The 22,644-nt window shown below is 59.1% G+C and carries 20 protein-coding genes; 13 read left to right on the plus strand and 7 right to left on the minus strand.

From position 1 onward, the window contains the following. Window positions 1–8: 8 nt before the first annotated feature. Window positions 9–2,507 (plus strand): replication restart helicase PriA, encoded by a 2,499-nt coding sequence (gene priA / locus ACIPR4_RS06565; RefSeq protein WP_013567868.1) that lies wholly within the window; start codon window positions 9–11, stop codon window positions 2,505–2,507. An 8-nt stretch (window positions 2,508–2,515) separates the two neighbouring features. Here the strand turns inward: priA and ACIPR4_RS06570 are convergent, their stop codons facing one another. Then, window positions 2,516–2,785 carry an HU family DNA-binding protein gene (locus tag ACIPR4_RS06570; protein ID WP_013567869.1) on the minus strand — a complete coding sequence of 90 codons (270 nt, stop codon included), beginning with the start codon at window positions 2,783–2,785 and terminating at the stop codon, window positions 2,516–2,518. A gap of 183 nt (window positions 2,786–2,968) precedes the next feature. Here ACIPR4_RS06570 and dcd point away from each other — a divergent pair, with 183 nt between their 5' ends. From dcd to ACIPR4_RS06600, 6 genes are all read left to right on the plus strand, one after another. Then, window positions 2,969–3,520, plus strand: a complete 552-nt coding sequence (gene dcd, locus ACIPR4_RS06575) for a dCTP deaminase (RefSeq protein ID WP_013567870.1) — start codon at window positions 2,969–2,971, stop codon at window positions 3,518–3,520. 18 nt (window positions 3,521–3,538) lie between these two features. Beyond that, window positions 3,539–4,249, plus strand: a complete 711-nt coding sequence (locus ACIPR4_RS06580) for a helix-turn-helix transcriptional regulator (RefSeq protein WP_013567871.1) — start codon at window positions 3,539–3,541, stop codon at window positions 4,247–4,249. Window positions 4,250–4,607: 358 nt separating this feature from the next. Continuing rightward, window positions 4,608–5,312: a lipid-binding SYLF domain-containing protein gene (locus tag ACIPR4_RS06585; RefSeq protein WP_013567872.1), complete on the plus strand. Its 705-nt coding sequence runs from the start codon at window positions 4,608–4,610 to the stop codon at window positions 5,310–5,312. 82 nt (window positions 5,313–5,394) lie between these two features. Further along, window positions 5,395–6,318: a lysophospholipid acyltransferase family protein gene (locus ACIPR4_RS06590; protein WP_013567873.1), complete on the plus strand. Its 924-nt coding sequence runs from the start codon at window positions 5,395–5,397 to the stop codon at window positions 6,316–6,318. Between the two features lie 21 nt (window positions 6,319–6,339). Further along, window positions 6,340–7,260, plus strand: a complete 921-nt coding sequence (lpxD, locus tag ACIPR4_RS06595; RefSeq protein WP_013567874.1) for a UDP-3-O-(3-hydroxymyristoyl)glucosamine N-acyltransferase — start codon at window positions 6,340–6,342, stop codon at window positions 7,258–7,260. Next, the gene (locus tag ACIPR4_RS06600) at window positions 7,257–7,901 is read left to right on the plus strand and encodes a hypothetical protein (protein ID WP_013567875.1); all 645 of its coding nucleotides are present in this window, start codon (window positions 7,257–7,259) and stop codon (window positions 7,899–7,901) included. Before lpxD ends, ACIPR4_RS06600 begins: the two co-directional genes overlap by 4 nt. A gap of 198 nt (window positions 7,902–8,099) precedes the next feature. On the opposite strand, the gene ACIPR4_RS06605 is transcribed toward ACIPR4_RS06600, so the two are convergent. Then, window positions 8,100–9,560 (minus strand): hypothetical protein, encoded by a 1,461-nt coding sequence (locus tag ACIPR4_RS06605; RefSeq protein ID WP_041586514.1) that lies wholly within the window; start codon window positions 9,558–9,560, stop codon window positions 8,100–8,102. A 170-nt stretch (window positions 9,561–9,730) separates the two neighbouring features. Between ACIPR4_RS06605 and ACIPR4_RS06610 the strand changes: the two genes are divergently transcribed. Together ACIPR4_RS06610 and xseB are read left to right on the plus strand one after the other, a co-directional pair. After that, window positions 9,731–11,608: a bifunctional homocysteine S-methyltransferase/methylenetetrahydrofolate reductase gene (locus ACIPR4_RS06610; RefSeq protein WP_013567877.1), complete on the plus strand. Its 1,878-nt coding sequence runs from the start codon at window positions 9,731–9,733 to the stop codon at window positions 11,606–11,608. Continuing rightward, window positions 11,595–11,816, plus strand: coding sequence for an exodeoxyribonuclease VII small subunit (xseB, locus tag ACIPR4_RS06615; RefSeq protein ID WP_013567878.1), 222 nt, complete (start codon window positions 11,595–11,597; stop codon window positions 11,814–11,816). The genes ACIPR4_RS06610 and xseB overlap by 14 nt, the downstream gene beginning before the upstream one ends. 568 nt (window positions 11,817–12,384) lie before the next feature. On the opposite strand, the gene ACIPR4_RS06620 is transcribed toward xseB, so the two are convergent. The 3 genes from ACIPR4_RS06620 to ACIPR4_RS06630 are packed head-to-tail and all read right to left on the minus strand — an operon-like array spanning window position 12,385 to window position 14,767. After that, window positions 12,385–13,374 carry a polyprenyl synthetase family protein gene (locus ACIPR4_RS06620; protein WP_013567881.1) on the minus strand — a complete coding sequence of 330 codons (990 nt, stop codon included), beginning with the start codon at window positions 13,372–13,374 and terminating at the stop codon, window positions 12,385–12,387. A 22-nt stretch (window positions 13,375–13,396) separates the two neighbouring features. After that, window positions 13,397–13,897 carry a YajQ family cyclic di-GMP-binding protein gene (locus ACIPR4_RS06625; RefSeq protein WP_013567882.1) on the minus strand — a complete coding sequence of 167 codons (501 nt, stop codon included), beginning with the start codon at window positions 13,895–13,897 and terminating at the stop codon, window positions 13,397–13,399. Window positions 13,898–13,909: 12 nt separating this feature from the next. Continuing rightward, window positions 13,910–14,767 carry a TatD family hydrolase gene (locus tag ACIPR4_RS06630; RefSeq protein ID WP_013567883.1) on the minus strand — a complete coding sequence of 286 codons (858 nt, stop codon included), beginning with the start codon at window positions 14,765–14,767 and terminating at the stop codon, window positions 13,910–13,912. A gap of 60 nt (window positions 14,768–14,827) precedes the next feature. On the opposite strand from ACIPR4_RS06630, the gene ACIPR4_RS06635 reads away from it, so the two are divergent. Then, window positions 14,828–15,022, plus strand: coding sequence for a hypothetical protein (locus ACIPR4_RS06635; protein WP_041585958.1), 195 nt, complete (start codon window positions 14,828–14,830; stop codon window positions 15,020–15,022). On the opposite strand, the gene metG is transcribed toward ACIPR4_RS06635, so the two are convergent. After that, entirely contained in the window at window positions 15,023–17,152 is a 2,130-nt protein-coding gene (gene metG / locus ACIPR4_RS06640) for a methionine--tRNA ligase subunit beta (RefSeq protein WP_013567885.1), read from the minus strand. 292 nt (window positions 17,153–17,444) lie between these two features. Here metG and ACIPR4_RS06645 point away from each other — a divergent pair, with 292 nt between their 5' ends. Genes ACIPR4_RS06645 through rlmN form a run of 3 tightly spaced genes read left to right on the plus strand, consistent with a single transcriptional unit; the run spans window position 17,445 to window position 21,094 of the window. Next, window positions 17,445–18,419, plus strand: a complete 975-nt coding sequence (locus tag ACIPR4_RS06645; protein WP_013567886.1) for a YncE family protein — start codon at window positions 17,445–17,447, stop codon at window positions 18,417–18,419. Window positions 18,420–18,440: 21 nt separating this feature from the next. Beyond that, window positions 18,441–19,832 (plus strand): glycoside hydrolase family 30 protein, encoded by a 1,392-nt coding sequence (locus ACIPR4_RS06650; protein WP_013567887.1) that lies wholly within the window; start codon window positions 18,441–18,443, stop codon window positions 19,830–19,832. Next, window positions 19,832–21,094, plus strand: coding sequence for a dual-specificity RNA methyltransferase RlmN (gene rlmN, locus ACIPR4_RS06655; protein ID WP_013567888.1), 1,263 nt, complete (start codon window positions 19,832–19,834; stop codon window positions 21,092–21,094). The genes ACIPR4_RS06650 and rlmN overlap by 1 nt, the downstream gene beginning before the upstream one ends. Window positions 21,095–21,234: 140 nt before the next feature. Here the strand turns inward: rlmN and ACIPR4_RS06660 are convergent, their stop codons facing one another. Continuing rightward, on the minus strand, window positions 21,235–22,566 hold the full coding sequence (locus ACIPR4_RS06660; protein WP_245536513.1) for an MFS transporter: 1,332 nt from the start codon (window positions 22,564–22,566) through the stop codon (window positions 21,235–21,237). Window positions 22,567–22,644: the final 78 nt, after the last annotated feature.

Here is a 22,644-nt window from a genome sequence, read left to right on the forward strand (position 1 = left end):
TGGAAGCTGTGTCTCTCTTCGCCGATGTCGCCCTTCCAGTGCCTCTGGACAAACCCTTCACCTATGCGGTGAACGGCGTGGTTCCCGTGGTCGGCGCGCGTGTCATCGTTCCCTTCAGCGGACAGCGCCTCATGGGCGTCGTCGTCCGTCTCCATAACATCGCACCCACGGACGGTTTCGAGATCAAGCCGATCCAGCAGGTGCTCGACTCGGAAGCGCTTCTCGACCGCTATCTTCTGAAGCTAGCCGAGTGGATCGCGCAGTACTATGTTGCTCCGCTCGGAGAAGTCCTGCGCGGCATGCTTCCGCTCATGGCCGAGGTCAAACGCGACCTGCTCTATCGCATCACCGACCATGGCCGCAAAGTTCTTTATGAAGGCGCGGAGAAGGGCTCGTCGCGCCGCTCGAAACTTTCGCCAGAAGACCAGAACCGCGAGTACGCCATCCTCAACTACCTCGACAGTGGCGAACCCGCGAAGCCCTCCGCGATTCGTTCCGCGACGCAGGCAGGGAAGGCGCTCCTCGATGCCATGGCGCGCAAAAAATGGCTCTTACGCGAAGCCGTTGCGGACACACGCGACGCCCGTCGTCTCGAAAAGATCGCCGTGCTTGTGGAAGACACGCGCATGCCGAAGCTCAACGAGAATCAGCAGCTTATCCTCGCCGAACTCGCCGCCGCGGGCGGACGTATGCGCGTGCGAGATCTTCGCAACAGTGGAACTCTGCTCGAAAATAAGGTTCCCGAAAGCACCCTGGCCACGCTGGTCAAACGCAACCTCGTCCGCATCGATGAAGAGCCGGAGACCTTCTACCTCGGAGGCGTTCACGCCGAGGGCAAGAAGCACGCGCACGAACACGCCCTGAATGAGACGCAGACTGAGGCGTATGCCGCCATTGCCATTGCGCTGGATAAGGGTGGTTTCCAACCGCATCTCCTCTACGGCGTCACCGGCTCCGGAAAAACCGCTGTCTACTTCGCAGCAATGAAGCGCGCGCTCGAAGCCGGAAAATCGTCCCTCCTGCTCGTCCCCGAGATAGGCCTCACTCCCGCCATGGCCGCGCAGATGTTCGCCGCCTTTGGAGACGACGTCGCCCTTCTGCATTCGCAACTCACGCCCGATGAGCGTGCTGAACAGTGGCATCGCATCCGTCGTGGAGATGCCCGCATCGTCGTCGGCACACGCTCCGCCGTCTTCGCGCCTGTGGCGAACCTCGGCCTCATCGTCATCGACGAAGAGCACGACAGCAGCTACAAGCAGGAAGAAACGCCCCGCTATCATGGCCGCGACACGGCGGTCATGCGCGCCAAGCTTCTTGATATTCCAATCGTCCTCGGCTCGGCTACACCCTCGCTGGAAAGCTGGGCCAACGCACAGAAGGGCCGATACGCGCTCATCACCATGGCCGAGCGTGTCTCAAATCGCCCCCTGCCTGCAGTCGAACTCATCGATATGCGGGAAGAGTTCCGCAACACCGGCACCGATCAGATCTTCTCCCGCCAACTCATTCTGGAAACGCAGGCCGCCCTCGATCGCGGCGAACAGGCAATGATCCTCCTCAACCGCCGCGGCTATTCGTACGTGGTCATGTGCCGTGCCTGCGGAGACAAAATCCAGTGCGAGAACTGCGCCATCTCCATGACCTTCCACAAGCCCGTTCTTGGAGCGGATGCTCACGCGCACGCCGGAGAGCGGCTGGAGTGCCACTACTGCGGCTTTCGTCGCAACGTGCCGAAGCGCTGCCCCAAGTGCGAAAGCGAGCACCTCTATTACCTCGGTGCCGGATCGCAGCAAGGCGAAGAGCGTCTGCAGGAGATCTTTCCCGGCGCGCGCATCGGCCGGATGGATCGCGACACTGTGCGGACGCGCGTCGACATGGAGCGCATGTTGTCACGCCTCCACTCCGGCGAGATCAATCTCCTCGTCGGCACACAGATGATCGCCAAGGGCCACGATATCCACGGAGTCACAGTGGTGGGCGTAGTGGGTTGCGACCACGCCCTCGGCCTACCGGACTTCCGCGCCGCCGAGCGAGTCTTTCAGCTCCTCACGCAGGTCAGCGGTCGCGCCGGGCGTGGAGACGCCCCAGGACGCGTCGTCGTGCAGACGTACCACCCCGACCACTACGCCATCCGCTTCGCCGCCAGGCACGATTACCTCGGCTTCGTGGCAAAGGAGATGCAGTATCGCCGCTGGATGCACTACCCGCCGAATACGGTGCTGACCAACATTGTGTTGCAAAGCCAGAAGCTCGAAGAAGCCTCAGCCTGGGCCGCGAACATAGGGAAGTGGTTTGTGAGTCGCGGCACACCCGGTTTACGTGTCCTTGGCCCCGCTGCGGCTCCTATCGTGCGCCTCAAGCGCATCTATCGCTTCCACTTTGTACTCAAAGCGGAAAAGCGGCAGACGCTCAACAGCATCCTTTATGCCATGCTTGCGCACGCCGACGCGCAGGGAATTCCGCGCCGAGGCATTCTCATCGACGTGGACGCCCTGCATTTGATGTAGTGAAATCTCTATTCGAGAGACTGTAAGTCTTTGCCTGGCTTGAATCGAACGGCCTTGCCCGGTTCGATGGAAACCTCGGCCCCGGTGCGGGGATTGCGTCCAATGCCGGTCTTGCGTGGCTTGACGGTAAAGACACCGAAACCGCGTAGCTCGATGCGGTCGCCGGAGGCCATCGCCTTCTTCATTGTGTCGAAGATGACATCCGTTGCCGCTTCAGCCTTGGTGCGAGGCAGCCCGCTCCGATCGACAATACGCTGTATGAGGTCCTGTTTAATCACTCGTATTCGCCTCGTGTCCGGGAAAAGTAAGCAGCTCACTTTCGACCGCTCTGGCTTGATGTTAGAAAGCTCCGGAACTCTTGTCAACGCTCCAAATGCCTTCTTCCCAATAGATTGCAGCCACGGCGTACCTGCCGTACACTGGCTTTTTCAACCTTAACTAAACCCATTTTTAGGAGAACCATGGCCATCAAGAGCGACCGCTGGATTCGCGAGCAGGCAGGAAAAGGAATGATTGAACCCTTCAGCGAAAAGCAGGTCCGCGATGGCGTCATCTCTTACGGCCTCTCCTCCTACGGTTATGACCTTCGCGTCTCCGATGAATTCAAGATTTTCACCAATGTGAACTCCGCCATCATCGACCCCAAAAACTTCGACGAGCGCAGCTTTGTCTCCGTGCAGGCCGACGCCATCATCGTTCCGCCCAACTCCTTCGCCCTGGCGCGTTCGATCGAATACTTCCGTATTCCTCGCGATGTCCTCACAATCTGCGTCGGAAAAAGCACCTACGCGCGTTGCGGAATCATCGTCAACGTCACTCCCTTTGAGCCGGAATGGGAAGGCTTTGTCACACTGGAGATCTCCAACACCACACCGCTCCCGGCCAAGATCTACGCGAATGAAGGACTTTGCCAGATCCTGTTCTTTCAATCGGACGAAGTCTGCGAAACGAGCTATGCGGATCGCGCCGGAAAATACCAGAAGCAGCAAGGCATCGTTCTCCCCAAACTGTAGTCGACGAACCATCGCGGCATGACCCAGTCCGATTCGATCCAGCCCGACGTAACTCCAGTGGATGCAACGTCAACCGACGAGCTTCCAACGCCGAGTGCGGTTCGGATCGGGATGGTCACCTCCGAGCCGCTGCGCCTTCTCGGCACCCAGGACATTCTTGGGGAGACAATAGAGGTCATACCGCTCACGCCCACTGAGGCTCTGCGGGATTCCGCGATTGACCTCGTCCTTGTGGACAATCCCATCCTCGACGACCTTCTGGCTATCATCACCAGCTTCCGGCGCGGTCGGCCAGCGCTTCGTGTGGTTACCCTCGGCCCTGTGGTCGGGATGGACGTAATCGAACGCATTATTGCTGCGGGAGCGAAAGGGTACCTCACCTACACCAGCGGCCCAGGGGACCTCCGCATGGCGATTGAGGTCGTGCGGGACGGGTCCGTCTGGGCGCCACGCAAGGTCCTTTCCCGGCTGATGGACCTGCGCTCGCCAGAGGAGAAGGAGCGCCCTGAACTGCGCTTTACCCCTCGGGAAAAGCAGGTTCTGGAACTACTTGCGGCCGGACACACTAACCGGGACATCGCCGGGAAACTCTCCATTGACGAGACGACGGCTAAGACGCACGTTGGGCGTTTGCTTCGCAAGATAGGCGTTCCCAATCGTGTGGGACTTGCGCTCTATGCTGTGGAAAAGCAGATTGTTATTCCAGGTGTGTCGCAGCCAGATGGTTAACTCAATAATTAACATGCCTGGTAACCCAAGGATGAATCCCTCCGTACTCTTGCGTGTACTAAAGTAAGCCCTCAAAGTAACCACAGCAACACAGACCTGGGAGAGGGGCTGGTGGGATCCGGTTATGAACTGGAAAACCTGGCCCCATTTTTTCCCCCCAAGGTGTTTTGCCATCCGAAATAATAAATAATTAAAGATCTCTCCCGCCTCCCAAGGAATCCTATAGGGCTCCATGCAACTCCCGGCCTGAGGATTCCATCCCAAGAGAGTGATTGCGGAAGACTTGTTCTTTCGCCCTCCGCTTCTAGTAAGCGTGACAATCACGATTCATCAAATTGACCGACAGGACGGAACTAAAATGAAACGAATTACAGCTACCTTCTGCGCGATGACCCTCGCAGCGACTTCACTGACTGCATTTGCCGCTGGTGACAAGGACAAGATGATCGGTCGTCTCGACAGCGCACAGGCTGTCCTGAACGAGATCATGGCGACACCGGACAAGTCCGTCCCCCAGAACATCCTCTCTTCGGCCTACTGCGTTGTAGTGATCCCTTCCTTCAAGAAGGGTGCCTTCGTTGTGGGCGGGCAGTACGGTCAGGGAGTTGCAACCTGCCGCAACACGCCCTCGGGCAAGTGGTCTGCTCCGGTCTTCGTCCAGCTCGCGGGCGGAAGCTTTGGCTTCCAGATCGGCGGTCAGTCGACGGATCTCGTCCTCATCGGTATGAACGAGCGCAGCTTGTCCGATATGTTGCATAACAAATTCAAGATCGGTGGCGATGCTGCTGCTTCTGCAGGTCCAGTAGGACGCAACGCACAGGCCGGTACGGACTGGAAGCTCGGTGCTGAGTTCCTGACGTATTCGCGCTCCAAGGGCCTCTTCGCCGGTATCGATCTCGACGGTACGGTCCTTTCGCAGAACCAGGATGACACTCGTACGTTCTACGGCACGGACATCCAGTTCGAGAGCTTGTTGAAGGGTTCCACTCCGGTTCCTCCTTCGGCTCGCCCCTTCGTTCGCACTGTAGCTAAGTACTTTGTAGCTGCAAAAGCAGCCCAGTAACAACCTCGCTAGGTAGCAGAGAAGCCGTCGCTTCTGCGGCGGCTTTTTTGCGTCTCCAATCCGTGCCCACTACACTGAAGGCTTGCAGCCATCTTTCTCAAGTACGCGCCACCGCCTCGAATTCGGCTTCGTCTGGCTTCTTGTCCGGGGTCTTGGCATCCTTCCGCGTTCTGTCGCGCGTGCCTTTGGAGCAGGAATCGGCCTCTTTTGCTTCCATCTCCTGGGTCGTCTGCGCCAGACCGGTCTGCGCAACCTCCAGATCGCGTACCCCGAGAAGACCGTTGAGCAGCATACGAGCGCGCTACGCAGTCTCTACCTTTCGCTAGGGCACCAGATTGCCGAATTCTGCTGCATGTCTCGCTACACCGCTAAATTTGCCCAGGAGCATATCTTTCGCTACGAAGGCCTGGAGCATTTTCTCGCTGCACGGGAACGGGGCAAGGGAGCTCTCGTTCTAACGGGCCACTTGGGGGCGTGGGAGCTTTCCAGCTTCGTTCACTCCCTCGTCGGCTATCCCATGGGAATGGTGATCCGTCGCCTCGACAACCCGCTCGTCGATGAGTTCGTCAACCGCATCCGCTGCCTGCATGGCAACCGCGTGCTGCATAAGGATGACTTCGCACGCGGTCTTCTCCGTGCCATGGCGAAGAATGAGACGGTTGGAATCCTGATGGACACCAACATGACGCCGCCGCAGGGAGTCTTTGTACCGTACTTCGGTGTTCCCGCGTGTACCGCTTCAGGATTGGCTCGTGTCGCTCGCGCCACGGACGCTACGGTGATTCCCGGCTTCCTGCTTTGGAGCGAGGCGGAGAAGCGCTACATCCTTCACTTCGGCGCGGCTTTGGAGGTCGTCCGGACAGAAGACGCGGAGGCGGACGCGCTTGCCAATACGGCGCTCTTCACCAGCACGATCGAGCAGTACGTCCGATCCGCCCCGGAACAATGGCTCTGGCTGCATAGGCGCTGGAAGACGCGCCCCCCGGGCGAACCACCCATCTACTAACGGAATACACTGGTATTGGACATGCCGAACCTGCGCCAGATCGCCGAGATGCTTCATGCGGATGCCGAAGACTTCCCCGAAGGCGGGGAGATTATGGGAGTCGCGAGTATCGAGGGCGCTCTGCCCTCGGATGCCGTCTTCGCCTCGGATGCCACGGCGCTGGAACGGGCGACCATTTCAGCCGCTGGATGTATCCTGGCCCGTCTCGCAGACGCTTTTTTGACAGAGGATCCGCGCGTGATCCCGGTCAAAGACCCGCGCTTCGCCTTTTCTGTCCTCGCACAAAAGCTTTCCCCTGCGCCCCAGGGCCATCTCCATACGACCGCTGTTCTTGGAACGAACGTCAGCCTGGGGGAGAACGTCAGCATTGGCGCAGGCACCGTTATCGGCGACAACGTAACCATCGGCGACAATACGACCATCGACGCGCGCGTGGTCGTCTACGCAGGCGTTGAGATTGGCGCGCGCGTCCTGATCCAGTCCGGTGCCGTGGTGGGCTCGATGGGTTTTGGCTATGCCTGCAGCGCGAGCGGCGAGTACATACGCTTTCCGCAGCAGGGAAGGCTCGTCATCGAAGACGACGTAGAGATTGGCGCGAACTCCACGATCGATCGCGGCGCTCTCGAAGAGACGCGTATCGGTTGCGGCTCGAAGCTGGATAACCTCGTCCACATCGGCCATAACTGCATCCTCGGCAAGAACGTCATTATTGCGGCGCAGACCGGCATCTCCGGCTCTTCCGTGGTGGAAGATGGAGCAATCCTCGGAGGGCAGGTGGGCATCGGGGAACACGCTACGGTGGGCGACCATGTCATTCTCGGCGGAGGCGCGGGTGTTCTGAGCGGCAAGAAGCTGCGCGGCCCCAACCAGATCTTCTGGGGCCGACCGGCACAGCCGTTGAAACAGTATCTCCGCGATCTGGCAAAGTTGCGGAAGCTATGATCGTCGTCGTCGGCGGGCACACAAGAAATATCGGCAAGACGTCGCTCGCCGCAGGGATCGTTGCGGCCTTCCCGGAGATGCACTGGACCGCGTTCAAAATCACACAGTTCGGTCATGGCGTCTGCTCCGCAGATGGGGAAGCCTGCGACTGCGAAACGGACGACCACACGATTGCCATAAGCGAAGAGCGTGATGCCCAGAGCGGAACAGATACCTCACGCATGCTCGCAGCGGGAGCGCAAAAGGTGTACTGGGCACGAACGCGGCAGGGCCAGCTTGCCGAGGCCATGCCGCTCCTGCGCAAGCGCATGGGGGAAGCAGAGAATGTCCTGCTGGAGTCCAACTCGGTTCTGCGCTTTTTGAAGCCAGATCTTTACCTGGCCGTTCTTGACCCGTCCATCGCGGACTTCAAGCCATCCGCGCTGCGATATCTCGACCGTGCGGATGCAATTGTCTTCCCGCAACGAGAGGGAGAATCGATTGCGGAGACAGGTTCGATTTGGCCAGAGATCAGCGATGCGATCTGGAATCGAAAGCCGCGTTTCGTGGTCAGGATTCAGGCGGAAGGTGCGGGCCCGGACCTGTTTCTGTCGTCAGATCTGAAGGCTTTTGTCGCGGAGCGGCTTCCTAAAGCGGCTTAGGTTTACCTGCTTCGTGCCCCATTCTTTCGCGGCTTCTTGCGAAAGGGTGGGGTAAGTTCGCCACAGATCTTTAGCGACTGAAAAAGCAGGTCCCTTCGCTTCGCTACGGGATGACAAAGAGTGCGTATAGCCGCCAAACAAAAGTAGCGCTACCGAGAATCCGGTAGCGCTACTTTCACGTGGAGACTGAAACTACGTTTAGTTGGCTGCGTTCGTCGTAGCGTCCAGATAAGCAACGTCGAGAGCGATACCCTGAACCGTGATCGCGAAGTTGTTAATCTCAGAGCCATCGACGGTGCTGAAGGCGTGAACCTGTCCGCCGTAAGCCGTGTACATCTTGTTGTATCCCTGTACCCAGCACAGACCCGTGAGCGAGCCGTAATAGTACTGGTTTCCGTCGTCGTTGGGATAAGGAACTTTGGACGATGCGGAAGTGGGATCCACTGCCGGAATAACCGTGGCCGTGCTTTTGGATAAATTGAACATCGTGAGGCAGTTGTAGTTCAGGCTATGGGCCTGACGCTCGCCGCTGGCGCAGTTCTGTGAACCGATCCAGAGCGTGCTGTTGTCCCCAAAGAGCATCTTGGTATGCGTGCCATCGGAGATGGAGTACTGACCGGTCACGGCTTTTGTCGCAAGACTGATGGTGGAGAGTGTACCTGCGAAGAGGCCGTCAGGTTGAAGCTGCTGTCCTGAGACATAGAGCGTGCTGCCATCAGAGAGTGCCGCGGTGACGCCGCCGGGAACGGTGGTTGTCGCGGTCACAGGCGATGAGGCTGCATAGTTGTCAATGCGCAGAGCGTCCAAGGTAAGGTAGCTGACACTCGATGCAGTTCCACCGCACTCGACTCCACAGTTGAGCACGTAGGCCTGCGATCCATCCAGCGAGAAGTAAACCCCGGTTGGATGGTCAAAGTTACCCGTGACCGGAAGCGCGCAGTAAACGGGAAGATTCACGGGCTGGCAGGCGGTGTAGCCGGTTGGGGGCGCCTGATTGGTGTTCAGCTTGACGATGCGGTAAAGACCGCTATTGTTCGGAGTCGCGAGGACATTGTTGCGGGTCATGGCAAGCATGACGGTGTGCGAAGGATTCATCGCGACGCGGTAGACATTTGGAAGGGGCAGGGCGTAGGTGGAGCCCGTTCCCTTGTCGATGACCTCCAGAAGGCCTGCGGTCTCCAGCGCAGCGAGAACGAACGTGCCATCCGGAGGTACGGTGATATCCGCCGCCCCTCCGGGCAGAGTTGCGGAACCGAGCGCGGAACCGAGCGTCTTCTCAGTGGAGTAGTCGATCGAAGTCAGACTAGCGTCGGTACTTCCATAAACATATCCGCCCAACTGCTCGGGATAGTTGATGATCTTCGTGGCGTTGTTTGTTGCAAATCCGGAGATAGAGAAGCTGGAATTTGCGTTGTAGACGTTGTTGCGAATGTCGCGTATCGAATCCAAGATGGCAAGCGATCCGCTGGTACCGAGACTTCCGGAGTTCGCGACCGAGACCATAACGCGCGAGGTCAGCTGGCTGGGCGGCACAGGACGGCCGGCGAACTGGTTTTCGGTGGTCTTATAGGGTCTGTTGCCGTAGCAGCCTACGAGCGAGAGGGTGGCAACGGCCACGCAGAGGACTACCGTCGACCGTGCGAAATCGCGAATCTTCAACTTGAAAAACTCCAAACTATGCGAGCGCAGAGAACCCGCGCGAATACTGATAAGTATAGCAAAGCAGATACGACGGGAAGACTTCCGCTCGGCCACTGCCTGTACCATGAAGAGATGGCTTCGAGGTCGCGAAAGCGGATCCCCGGAGCGGATGGAGACGGTTCGTACGCATGAAAAACGTTGCAGCAGATTGGCTTAAATCGAGGACCTTGCTGTTTGACGGCGCAATGGGCACGATGTTTTACGCACGCGGCATTTTTATCAACCGCTGCTATGACGAACTGAATCTCACGGAACCGGAGATGGTACGCGAACTGCACGAAGAGTACCTGATGGCCGGTGCTGAGGCGATCGAGACCAATACCTTTGGCGCTACGGCTCCGCGCCTGGCGCGGTATGGTTTGGCCGAAAAGGTGGGTGCGATCAATCGCGCGGCCGTCGTGATCGCCCACCGTGCGGTGCGGCATGCCAAGGAAAAACTTGCCGTGGACGCCCTTGTGGCCGGATCCATCGGTCCGGTTGCCGATGCTGCGTTGTCCGAGGACGAAGTGCGGAACGCTTATCGGGAGCAGATGGCGGCTCTTGTGGAAGGGGAGGGTATCGATCTTTTTGCGATTGAAACGGTGATGAGCCTGCGCGAGGCGCGACTCGCTCTGGAGGCGGCTGCGCTTGCCGCGCCGGGCATTCCGTCCATCGTGATGGTGACGGTGAATGAGGTGGGCCAGTGCCTGGATGGGACCGAGGTCGAGGAAGCCGTTCGCTTTCTTGAAGCGGCTGGCGCTGCGGCTGTGGGCTGCAACTGCTCCAGCGGACCGGAGATGATCCTGCGCACCATCGAGCGGATGCGCGCCGTGACCACTCTTCCCATCGCGGGGATGCCCAATGCGGGCGTCCCAAGCTGCGTGGATGGGCGGAGTATTTATCTGACCTCTCCTGAGTACATGGCAAGCTTCGCGCGGAAGGCCCTGCGCGCGGGCGCGACCATTGTGGGCGGTTGCTGCGGAACAACGCCTGCCCACATTCGCTCCATGCGCGGGGCCCTGCGTGCGGTCGTCGCCCAGCAGGAAGGAACGGCTTCCGCGGGCAAGGGAACCAAATCGGACCACGCGGTTGCTATCGTGGAACCCATGCCGCTGGCGGCGCGGTCTCTTCTCGGAGGACGGATCGCGCGCAAAGAGTTTGTGACCATGGTGGAGATCGTTCCGCCAAAGGGTATCGACGCCAGCCGCGAGCTGGAGGGAGCACGCATGCTGCACGCGATGGGCGTGCACGCGATTAATGTTCCGGATTCACCGCGGGCCTCAGCGCGTATGAGCGCAGGAGCGCTCTGCATCCAGATTCAGCAGAAGATCGGCGTGGAAGTCGTCCTGCATTCCACCTGCAGAGACCGCAACCTACTTGGCCTGCAGAGCGATCTTCTCGGAGCCGCGTCACTGGGTTTGAAGAACATGCTCTGCCTTACGGGCGATCCGCCAAAGATGGGAACCTATCCCGACGCGACTGCGGTCTTCGACGTCGACGCCATTGGGCAGCTTGCGATGGCGCGGGAGATGAATCGCGGCTTCGATATCGGCGGCAACTCCATCGGTGCGTCCACCAATTTCGTTCTCGCCTGTGCTGCGAATCCCGGACTGCCGGACCTCGATGCCGAGGTGCGTCGGTTCGCGGCGAAGGTGGAGGCCGGCGCCGAGTTTGCCATCACGCAGCCGGTCTTCGATCTGCGCCTGCTGGAAGATTTTCTACGCAGAATCGAGCAGTTCCGTATTCCTGTCATTGCTGGCATCTGGCCGCTGACGAGCGTACGCAACGCGGAGTTTATGCGCAACGATCTCAAGGTGAGCGTGCCGGAATCGATTATGACGCGGATGGCTGCGTGCGAGACCCCCGAGAGCGCGCGTGAAGAGGGTATCTTGATCGCGCAGGAGATGTTGCGCGAAGCGCGGCCGCAGGTGCAGGGCGTCCAGGTGAGCGCACCCTTCGGAAAGTATGAACTGGCGGCGAAAGTCTTGGACGGATTTCTAAGTGGAGGCGGCAATGGCGACGTTTGAAGAGCAGTTGAAGGCATTGGAGAGCGTAGTCGAGCGGCTGGAACGCGGAGATCTCCCCCTGGAAGAGGCACTCAAGCTGTTTGAGCAGGGTGTCGGTCTCTCAGACGGATGCAAGAAAGAACTTGAGGCCGCCGAAGGGCGTGTGCAAGTGCTCTTGCAGAATCGCAATGGAACCCGCAGGGTTGAAGATCTCGACCTGGAGGCTTGATTTCAGTGCGAAGAGGGTAAAATTTCTCTATGAAAACTGAACTCGAAAGCTTGATGGATCGGCTGATCGAGAACGGTCATGCAGGGATCGCGATTGAGCATAAGATTCTGGAGTGGAGAAAGACCGAGCTCGCAGAGAAGCTTGCGAACAAACCACTTTCTGAAGAAGCTCCCTTGGAACGCCGAGTCTCTTAGTGCCCAGGTTGACCGTAGTGGCTGGCGCCAATGGAGCCGGCAAGTCGACGCTTACGAAGACATCTCCGAGCGATTTTCAATTTGATCCACTCCTAAGATCCCGATTCTGTCGCTTTTCGCCTAAAGATGTTTTCGCCTAAAGATGAGCGCTGGATCCCAGGTGGATGCTGCGCGTGAAGTCCTTCGTAGAAGTGAAGAGCTACTAGATGCGCTCCAGACATTCGCAGTCGAGACCACTCTCTCCGGCCACACCTATCTCCGCGTGGCTGATGCTTCGAACGGTTTCGATGGTCTCACTGCTGAAGTTGTAATGGTGAAGTTCGCCTTTACCAATGGTGAACTAGGCGGAACCGTCGCGCGGATCGATCAGACAGTTAGCGGTCGCGCGAGGTCACGAAGCCAGGCACCCAAAGCAGGGCGCGCTTGGCTTCCGAGTCGGGCAGGTCCGTGAGGCACTGCCGGGCGACCTCCGCATAGGCGCGCGCGGCGTCCATGGCGTAGTCCAGCGAGCCGTGATGCTTGAGGATTGCAAGGATCGTCTTATGCGGGACGCGGTTGAAGCTGCGGTCGGCGAGGACGGTGCGGATCGCTTCGCGCTCTTCTCCTGTGCCGCGTTCAAGCGCGTGAATTACGGCGAGCGTCGCTTTGCCTTCACGGAGATCGCTCGCAACCGGTTTGCCCAGGGTGGACTCTTCCGAGGTCAGGTCAAGAACATCGTCCACGATCTGAAAGGCGAGGCCGAGGTTGCGGCCGTATTCGCCGAGCTGCCCTTCGATCTCCTTGGGAGCGTCGGCAATCGCCGCGCCGAGCTGCATGGAGACGCGGAAGAGGGAAGCCGTCTTGCGGAAGATGAGGTCGAAGTACTCTTCCTCATTGATCAGGCGACCCAGCTTCTGGATCTGGAGGAGTTCGCCTTCGACCATCTGCTGGGTGAGCGAGATGAGCAGGTCGAGGACGTGGAAGTTGCGCTCTTCCATCGCCACCTGGAAGCTCTGCATGTAAAGCCAATCCCCGGCGAGGACGCACTTGGAGTTACCCCAGGCTGTGTTGGACGAAGGCCGACCGCGGCGTGTGTCTGCCGCATCGATGATGTCGTCATGCACAAGCGTGGCCGTATGCAGCATCTCCACGACAGCGCCGAGACGGATGCGCGATTCGCCCCGAAAGTGCAGCGCCTTGGCCGAAAGCAGAAGAAGCAGGGGGCGAATACGTTTTCCTCCACCTGCCAGCAGGTACTCCGCGATCTCCGTGATGACACGGACCTCCGACGAAGACTGCCGCGCGAACTCGCGTTCGACGGCGGCAAGATCGTCGCGCAGGAGATCGAAGACCCCTTTTGCATCCGCGATGGAAGAAAGCTTCACGTGTGTCCTAAGAGGGTATCAGTTAGGCGGAGCGATAGTTGGTGAACTGCAGATCCAGGCCGATGTCTTGCTTTTTAAGGAGCGAGATCACTTCCTGGAGGACGTCGCGGTCTTTCGCCGAGACGCGTACAGTGTCGCCCTGGATGCTGGCTTGGGCTTTGAGCTTTGCGTCTTTAATGGCGGCGACGATCTTCTTGGCCTTATCCGAGGCAATGCCCTGGTTGAGCTTCACCTTCTGACGGACGGAAGAGTTCGACGCGGGCTCGATCTTCTCGAACTCCAGGCTCTTAAGCGAAACGCCGCGCTTCACGAGCTTCTGCGAGAGAATTTCGATCACGGCAGTCAGGGTGTATTCGTCCTGCGAGGCGAGCTGGATGGCCTCTTCTTTTTCCAGGGCGATGGTGGATTTTGAGTTCTTCAGGTCGAAGCGCGCGTTGACTTCCTTGGTGGCCTGGTCGATCGCGTTCTTCACTTCCTGGATATCTACTTTGCTGACGACGTCGAAGCTGTTGTCATTGGCCATGATTTGTTCCTTTTACTCCGCTAGGGATGGGATGCGCGTCGTAGGGAAGAGACGCTGAAAGTTTGTGGTGGTCTGTGCAATAAGCGCCGGTGTTGTGATGCCGCGAAGTTCTGCGAGGAAGTTTGCAGTAACTGCCGTGTTCGCCGGTTCGTTGCGTTGGCCTCTGTGTGGAATTGGAGCGAGAAACGGGGAATCTGTCTCTACAAGAATACGGTCTGCGGGCGCTGCGACGGCAGCTTCGCGGATCGTCGTGAAGCGCGGATAGGTTAGATTTCCCGCGAAGGACAGATAGAAGCCGATGGCCAGGCCACGCTTTGCGTGCTCCACCGTGCCGGAGAAGCAGTGAAGGATGCCGGGAAGGCCGGTCGGTGCCCACTCATCTTCAAGCATGGTGAGCATATCGTCCGCGGCATCTGCCGCGCCATACCGTTCTTTCGCGGCGGGAACAGCCAGTTCACTCGTGCGGCAGTGCAGGATGATGGGCTTGCCCGCCGCAGCGGCAATCTTCATCTGCGCGCTGAACGCTGCTTTCTGCGTGGCGATGTCGGGGTTATCGAGATGGTAGTAGTCCAGACCGATCTCGCCAATCGCGATGACCTTCTCCTGGGCCGCGAGTGCAGACAGCTTTTCCAGGCCTTCGGGCGTGGCTTTGTGCGCTTCCTGCGGATGAATCCCGGCGGAGGCGAAGATCTGCAGCTCCGGTGTGCTGCGCGTCGTGGCTAGATCATGCGCGCGGTGCATGGTCTCCGGGCCGTCGCCGATGCCGATGGACAGGATGGTTCCGAGCCCGGCTGCGCGCGCGTTGCCGAGGACCTGATCCAGCTCCGGGCCTTCGTAATAGTCGAGATGGGCGTGGGAATCTACGAGCATTCTTGTCTTCCGGAGAACCCCTTCTTCGAGCGAAGGCGTCTCATTTGCTGTGAGATCCATTTGATCGTCATCGTCCGCATCATCCTATCGCTGATCCACGCAGCCACGCAGTCCGCCGTGGCGATGTTGATCGCTGTGCTTTCGCTGATGGTGGTGGCTGCGGGCGGATTCGCGTTGCTGGTCATGTTAGGTGTCTTCAGTGTTTCGGGCATTGAGGCTTTGCGCTTTTTGGAAAAGCGCAAAGACAACAAGTAGCTACTTCAGTCTGGAACCGAGGGCGATCTCTTCCGAGAAGGTGGCGAGCACCGGCTTGCCGTTTTCTCCTTCGCTGGCTGCGAGCAGCATCCCGTGCGACTCCAGACCGCGCATCTTGCGAGGCGCGAGATTCGTGATCACAACGATGCGGCGACCGACGAGGTCTTCCGGTGTGTACCACTCGGCGATGCCGGAGAGGATCTGGCGTGTCTCCGTGCCAAGATCGACTTCGAGGCGCAGAAGCTTGTCGGCTTTGGGGATGCGCTCGGCGATCTTGATCTGACCAACGCGGAGCTCGATCTTGGCGAAGTCATCGATGGTGATGGGCTTGTGCTGCTCGGCGACAACGGTGTCGGCGGGGGGAGCGATGTCCTGCGCCATGGGGTCGGTGACGGTCTTCGTCTCGGGAGTAGCTTCGGGTGCGGCTGCGGGCTTGTTGGACTGTTCGAGGTCGGTCATACGAGTGATGATTTCCTTGTCTGCGCGGGGGAAGATGGGGGCGAGGGGGCCGAGCTTGGTGCCGGGCTTTAGTCCTCCCCAGTGGAGATTGTTGAGTTCGCCGTTTTTGGCTGCCTGTTCGATATCGCCGAGGCCGAGTTGTCGCCAGACCTGCGCCGTGGCGTAGGGAAGAATCGGATAGAGCAGTGCAGTGATCGTGCGAATCGATTCGGCGCTGCGATATAAAACATCTCCGAACTTCTCGCGGCTGGCTTCTTCCTTTGCAAGCTTCCACGGCGCGGCTTCGCTGAAGAACCTGTCCGCATTCGTGATCATCTGCGCGATAGAGGTGGTCGCGCGCGTGAAGGTCTGCGTGTCAAAGTCGGCATCGATTAGGGCTGCGAGCGTTTCGAATTCCCCATTGGGGATTTCGTCCGACGGTGCAGGAAGAACGCCTCCAAAATTCTTTTCCACCATGGAAAGCGTTCGGCTCACAAGATTCCCATATCCGTTCGCCAGATCAGCGTTATAGCGCGTAACCATCGCGTCGAAAGAGAAGCTGCCGTCCTGACCAAAGGGAATTTCGCGCAGAAGGAAGTATCGAAGAACGTCAGCAGCGAAGAGGTCCTGCTCAGCCTTGGGCAGGTCAGGCTTGATCGAACCGAAGCCTTCGAGGATTGTTTCTGACCGGACGATGTTGCCGCGCGACTTCGACATCTTCGACTCTTCAAAGAGCAGCCAGCCGTGGGCGACGATCTTCTTCGGTAGCGGCAGACCGGCGGCCAGAAGGAACGCGGGCCAGTAGACGCAGTGGAAGCGCGTGATCTCTTTGCCGACAATATGCAGATCAGCGGGCCAGTACTTTTCGAACTTCGCGATGTCGGCCGGATCGTCCGAGCCGTAGCCCACCGCGGTCATGTAGTTGGCGAGCGCATCGAGCCAGACATAGATGACGTGCTTCTGTTCCGTGAGTCCGGCGACGATCTCAGGAACGGGGATTCCCCAGGTAAAAGAAGAACGCGAGATGGAAAGATCGCGGAGAGCGCCAGGGATGTACTTGTGTCCGGCAGCGCTGACAGCGGTCGCATCCGTGTCGTTCACGTTTCCACGCAAAAAGCTCAAAACCTCGTTCTTACGTGCTTCTGGCGTGATCTCGAGCTCGTTCGACCCAATCAGGTCGATGAGCTGTGTCTGAAACTCGGAGAGCTTGAAGAAGAAATTTTCTTCCGTGACCGTCTCCGTCAGCTTACCGTCCGGGCCGATGGTCCCGGGAGGCCCTTCGACGAACATCTCCTCGCCGATGGAGTACTGGCCGGTATAGGAGCGGAGTTCGATGAAGCCGCGTTCGTAGAGGGTGGTGAAGAGCTTCTGCGCGCCGCGCTTGTGGGCTTCGTCGGTCGTGCGGATGTATTGGTCGTAGGTAACGCCCATGCGGTCCCACAGGGCGCGGAACTGTTCGGAGACCTGGTCGGCGAACTGCTGGGGCGGAATGCCCGCGGCTTCGGCGGATCGCTGGATCTTCTGGCCGTGCTCGTCGGTGCCGGTCAGGAAGTAGGTATCGAACCCCTGCAGGCGCTTGCGGCGCGCGATGGTGTCCGCCGTCAGTGTGGTGTAAGCGTGGCCGATGTGGGGGCGCGCGTTGACGTAATAGATCGGGGTCGTGAGATAGAACTTATCTTTTTTGTTGGGCATCGCGGCTTTGGACAGTTTAGCAAGTTGGGATGAGGTCGCGCTTTGGGGGCGAAGCGGAGAGATCCGCTTCTTTTCCGTGCCCCATTCTTTCGCGGTTTTATCGCGAAAGGGTGGGGTCGCGCGGAGCGCACAAACCGGATTTGTTAGGAAAGCGGATCCCTCCGCTTCGCTGCGGGATGACAAAAGGGGCGAAGGAGAGATTTCTGGCGAACTTACCCCACCCTTTCGCAAAAGCCGCGAAAGAATGGGGCACAGAGCATCTACTTCCTGCGCAGTGCTATGCTGGCCGCCTATGAAAACGTGCTCTTTTCTCTCGCTTCTGCCTGTCGTGGCCCTCGCCGCCGCTTTGCCCGCACAGACGTTGCTGGTGACGAACCAATATGCGCATACCTTGAGCTTCGTGGACCCCGCAACGGCCAAGGTGGTCGCCGAAGTCGCCGAGGGCGGCGCAGGCCACGAGGTTATCGCTTCTCCGGACGGGCGTTGGGCTGTGGTGCCGTTGTACGGCTCCGCTGGCGTCGGCAAGCCTGGAACGGATGGAAGCACCATGCTCATCGTGGACGTGCCTGCGCATAAAGTCGTGAAGACCTTCGACTTCGGTCACGGCGTGCGTCCCCACAAGCCGGTCTGGGACGCGAAGCGGAACGTGCTCTACGTGACCACGGAGCTGGACAAGACCGTTTCCGTGCTGGACCCGAAGACGTGGACGATTGTGGGATCGATCCCGACGGAGCAGGAGCAGTCGCATATGTTTGCCCTTTCGCATGACGGGATGCGCGGCTACACGGCGAATGTCGGCCCCGGAACGGTCTCCGTGCTGGATATCGCCGACCGCAAGACGCTGAAGGTGATCCCCATTTCGAAAGACACGCAGCGAATCTCAATATCGAACGACGACAAATGGGTCTTTACGGCGGACCAGGTCGAGCCGAAGCTGGCGGTGATCGATGCGAAGACGATGGCGTTAAAGAGCTGGGTGACGCTGCCTGGGATTGGCTACGGCACGGCTCCCACCAAGGACGGCAAGTACTTGATCGTGACGCTTCGACCGTCGCACGAGGTGGCCATCGTCGACCTCGCCAGCCTTAAGGTGGTCAAGACGATCCCCCTGGAAGAGATTCCCACGGAGGTGATCGTGCGCCCGGACGGCAAGGTAGCCTATGTAAGCTGCGGGCATCGCGTGGCTGCGCTGGATACCTCGACGTGGGCCGTGCAGAACTGGATCGCAACCGGCAATGGAGCGGACGGTCTGGCCTGGGCGAAGTAGATTCTGATCGGAGATCGGCGAGTGAAGGTGTTACGGCGTTTTGGTGTAAGTGTGTGCCTGCTGGTTGCGGTTGCGGGGCACACGCAAAGGGTGCAGGAGTGGTTGACCACGCCTGATCGCAAGGCACTAGTGGCAGAACAGGTTCCGACGGCTTTCGTAAAGCAAAGCCCCGCCGTGGAAACGATTATCGTCGACCCCAAGCAGAAGATGCAGACAATGGATGGCTTTGGCTTTGCCCTGACCGGTGGAAGTGCACAATTAATGCAGAAGATGTCACCAGCCGCGCGCACGGCGCTGATCCATGAACTTCTGGAGACGACGGACAAGGGAATCGGTGTCAGCTACTTGCGCGTGAGCATTGGCGCGTCCGATATGAACGACCGCGTCTTTTCGTACGACGATCTTCCTCCCGGAGAAGAGGACAGGTCGCTTTTGAGGTTTTCGCTACGCGAGGATGAGGCTGACGTGATCCCGGTGTTGCGCGAAGTCCTGAAGATCTCGCCGAAGATCGCGATCATGGCCTCTCCGTGGACTGCGCCCTCGTGGATGAAGACAAACGGTGATCCCAAGGGCGGCAAGCTGAAACCGGAGATGTACGGAACCTATGCTGCATACCTGGTGAAATACCTGGAGGGCATGGAGGCCGAGGGAATCCCGATTACGGCTCTTACCGTGCAGAATGAGCCCCTGAATCCGAAGAACACGCCGAGCATGGTGATGGAGGCGGAGGAGCAGAAGATCTTTATCCGCGACCACCTGGGCCCCGCACTGCGACGGAGCAAGCTGAAGACGAAGATCATCCTCTACGACCACAACATGGATGAGCCGGGATACCCGATGACCACGTTGAAGGACAAGGCAGCGGCGAAGTACGTGGCAGGTTCGGGTTTTCACCTGTATCTCGGCAAGGCCGAGGCGATGTCCACGGTGCACGATGCGTTTCCGCAGAAGGGCCTGTATTTTACGGAGCAGATGATCGTCGACCGCAAGGGAGCTACAGGGCTGGCGATTGCCGCGCCCGTGAAAAGGGTGATCGTAGGTGCGACGCGAAATTGGGCAAAGAGTGTGCTGCTCTGGAATCTCGCGGCCGATCCGCAGTTTGGCCCCCACACTTCGAACGGAGGATGTCCGGTTTGCGAGGGTGCGATCACGCTGGACGGCGATACTGTGACCCGGAACCTGGCATTTTATACGCTCGCGCATGCGTCAAAGTTTGTGCCTCCGGGCTCTGTGCGCGTCGGCTCGACGGAGACCGATGAGCTGGCGGATGTGGCGTTTCGAACGCGCGCTAGGAAGCTGGTTTTAATCGTGGCCAACACGTCGGCGGACGAAAAGAGCTTCGCGGTTCGTGACGGCAATAAGGTCTTCGAGGCGAAGCTGACGGCAGGCGCGGTGGCCACCTATGTTTGGTAATGAGCCTTGCTCCTGGTCGCGTCTCGATAGCCAGCATTTATCCTGTAGATATGGCATTGGTGGAGCAAAAGATCGCGCTGTTTGGAATGGCTCTGCCGGAGCTCATCGAGCGTATGGGCGCCTGGGGCGAAAAGCCCTACCGCGCGCGGCAGGTTTGGGACGCTCTTTACAAGCAGCGTGTGGCTGCGCTGGACGAAATCACTGTGCTGCCGTTGGCTTTGCGTGAGCGGCTTGCGACGGAGGGTGTAGAGATCGGCCTTCCTGAAATGGTGCAGACGGCCACGAGTGTGGACGGTACGGAACGCTACCTGATGCGGATGGTCGACGGTGAAACCGTAGAAACCGTGTGGATGCCGGATGGCGACGGCGGCGAGCGCGGCGACGGCTCCGAAGCGGCCGTGGAAGAGTCGGACGAGGTGGTCACGGCGGACGAAGCTGTAGACAAAACTAACGGCTATAAAAAGCCGGACAAGCGGAACTGGGGAGCGCTGGCGGAGAAGGGGTATCGCCGCGCCACGATCTGCATCTCCAGCCAGGTGGGATGCGCGGTGAACTGCCAGTTCTGTCTGACGGCGAAGCTTGGAATCAAACGGAACCTGACCGCTGGCGAAATCGCCGGGCAGGTCGCGGCGGTGCTCAACCGGCATAGCGTGAAGATGGGCAAAGACCGCATCAATCTCGTATTTATGGGAATGGGCGAGCCCTTTTTGAACTACGACGCCTTCATGGACTCAGTGCGCTTACTTGTAGAAGGCGTCGGCATTCCCGATTCGCGGATGACGGTTTCGACCAGCGGGATCGAACCTTCGATCCGTCGGTTTGCGACGGAGACCGTTCGTCCCAAGCTGGCGTTGAGCCTGAACGCTTCGAACGACGCCGTCCGTACGGAGATCATGCCGATCACGAAGAAGTGGAACATTGCGATGCTTCTGGATGCGGTGAAGACGATTCCTATGGGCAAGCGCGACTGGGTGACCTTCGAGTACGTGATGCTGGGAGGGGTGAACGACCAGCCACAGCACGCACGCGAGGTGCTGGCCCTGTTGAAGGGCATGCACGCGAAAGTGAACCTGATTGTGTGGAATCCGGGGCCGGGGATTGCTTACTCGCAGCCCGATCCCGATGCGGTGGCGGTCTTTCAGAAGATGATGATTGATGGTGGAATGCCGACGTATATCCGCAGACCGCGCGGGCGGGATATTTATGCGGCTTGTGGGCAGTTGAAGCGGACCGTGCAGGATGAACTGGTGAGTATCCAGTAGTTTTGGTTTCTTACTTTGTCATCCCGTAGCGAAGCGAAGGGATCTGCTTTCTTTTTTCCTGACAAATCAGGTTTGTGCGCTCCGCGCGACCCCACCCTTCCGCCGATAAAACTGGCGAAAGAATGGGGCACGGGATGTTCCTACGGCATCGTGGGTTCGTCGACGCGGACGTTCAGGTTGTGACCGAGGCGTGGGACGAGGAGATTGAAGATAGCCAGCGACGTGAGATAAGCGCATGCCGCGATGAGGAAGATCAGGAAGGGGTGATGGATCCACACGGTTTTTGTGAACCAGGTGAAGAGCGCCCCGCCAACCGCACCTGCCGCTCCGCCGATACCCACCACCGTCGAGACGGTGGTGGAAGGGAAGATGTCTGAGGGTGTGGCGAAGAGGTTCGCCGACCATCCCTGGTGTGCGGCGGCAGCTACAGCAAGCAGGCCGACAGCAAGCCAGACATTGCCGGGATAGCGCGAATGCACCACGGGAACAAAGACAGCGAAGACCGAGAAGCAGGCACAGATCAGCATCGCCAGCTTACGTCCCTTATTCACATCCATGCCGCGACGCATGAAGTGACCGGCCACATAGCCGCCGCCGATGGAGCCGACGCTGGAGCCGCAGTAAATCAGGATCAGCGGCAGACCGACGTGCTTCAAGTCGAGGTTGTAGTTCTCATGAAAGTACTTCGGCAGCCAGAAGAGGTAGAACCACCAGATCGGATCGGTCAGTCCCTTGGCGATAGCGAAGGCCCAGAGGCCGCGGCTCTTGAGAACATACCCCAGACTGGTGCCCTGATATTGCTTCAGGGGAAGTTCGAGGTTTGCCTGCGTCTGCGTCGAGCTGCGGCGCAGCTTGTTGTACGGGAAGAGCAGCCACAGCACGAGCCAGATCATCCCCATGGAGCCTGTCGTAAGAAAGGCCGCGCGCCAGCCGTAGATGCTGGTCACGAAGGGGATGAGAATCGGTGCGATGAGCGAGGAGAAGTTGGCTCCCGAGTTCCAGATGCCGGTAGCCAGGGCGCGCTCTTCGGTGGGGAACCACTCGCTGGTGGCCTTGATGGCTGCAGGGAAGTTGCCGCTTTCGCCAATGCCCAGCATAAATCGCGCCAGGCAGAAGCCCGCAACACTGCCGACGAAGACATGGCTCATGGAGGCGATACCCCAGAGACCGATGGCAAGCGAATAGCCCAGCTTGGTTCCCAGCTTGTCGATAATGCGGCCAGAGACCAGCAGGCCGATACCGTAGGCGATCTGGAAGAAGATCAGGACGTTGCCAAAGTGATCGTTAAAGGCCTGCGGGCTGTTGTCGTCCCACTGCATAAAAGGGAGCTTGTGCAGCTCCGGTTCGATGAGTGAGAAGACGGAGCGATCCATGTAATTGATCGTGGTCGCGAGGAAGAGAAGGCCGCAGACCATCCAGCGCACATTGGATTTCTGCGCTTCTGGGGCATACGTCGTGTATGGCTGGTGCACAGTGGACAAGTGGACGACTCCTCTGGGGATGCGGACTGGTACGGCCCATCGTAGCGGTTGAAGGGTGCTGTCGCCAAC

Source organism: Terriglobus saanensis SP1PR4 (genome assembly GCF_000179915.2).
Taxonomy (GTDB): domain Bacteria; phylum Acidobacteriota; class Terriglobia; order Terriglobales; family Acidobacteriaceae; genus Terriglobus; species Terriglobus saanensis.

Coding starts and splice junctions, on each gene's coding strand:
- rlmN (WP_013567888.1), top strand. CDS start 19,832: ATGAGCCTTGCTCCTGGTCGCGTCTCGATAGCCAGCATTTATCCTGTA.
- xseB (WP_013567878.1), top strand. CDS start 11,595: ATGGCGACGTTTGAAGAGCAGTTGAAGGCATTGGAGAGCGTAGTCGAG.
- ACIPR4_RS06580 (WP_013567871.1), top strand. CDS start 3,539: ATGACCCAGTCCGATTCGATCCAGCCCGACGTAACTCCAGTGGATGCA.
- dcd (WP_013567870.1), top strand. CDS start 2,969: ATGGCCATCAAGAGCGACCGCTGGATTCGCGAGCAGGCAGGAAAAGGA.
- ACIPR4_RS06625 (WP_013567882.1), bottom strand. CDS start 13,897: ATGGCCAATGACAACAGCTTCGACGTCGTCAGCAAAGTAGATATCCAG.
- ACIPR4_RS06630 (WP_013567883.1), bottom strand. CDS start 14,767: ATGCTCGTAGATTCCCACGCCCATCTCGACTATTACGAAGGCCCGGAG.
- metG (WP_013567885.1), bottom strand. CDS start 17,152: ATGCCCAACAAAAAAGATAAGTTCTATCTCACGACCCCGATCTATTAC.
- ACIPR4_RS06600 (WP_013567875.1), top strand. CDS start 7,257: ATGATCGTCGTCGTCGGCGGGCACACAAGAAATATCGGCAAGACGTCG.
- ACIPR4_RS06585 (WP_013567872.1), top strand. CDS start 4,608: ATGAAACGAATTACAGCTACCTTCTGCGCGATGACCCTCGCAGCGACT.
- ACIPR4_RS06610 (WP_013567877.1), top strand. CDS start 9,731: ATGAAAAACGTTGCAGCAGATTGGCTTAAATCGAGGACCTTGCTGTTT.
- ACIPR4_RS06645 (WP_013567886.1), top strand. CDS start 17,445: ATGAAAACGTGCTCTTTTCTCTCGCTTCTGCCTGTCGTGGCCCTCGCC.
- lpxD (WP_013567874.1), top strand. CDS start 6,340: ATGCCGAACCTGCGCCAGATCGCCGAGATGCTTCATGCGGATGCCGAA.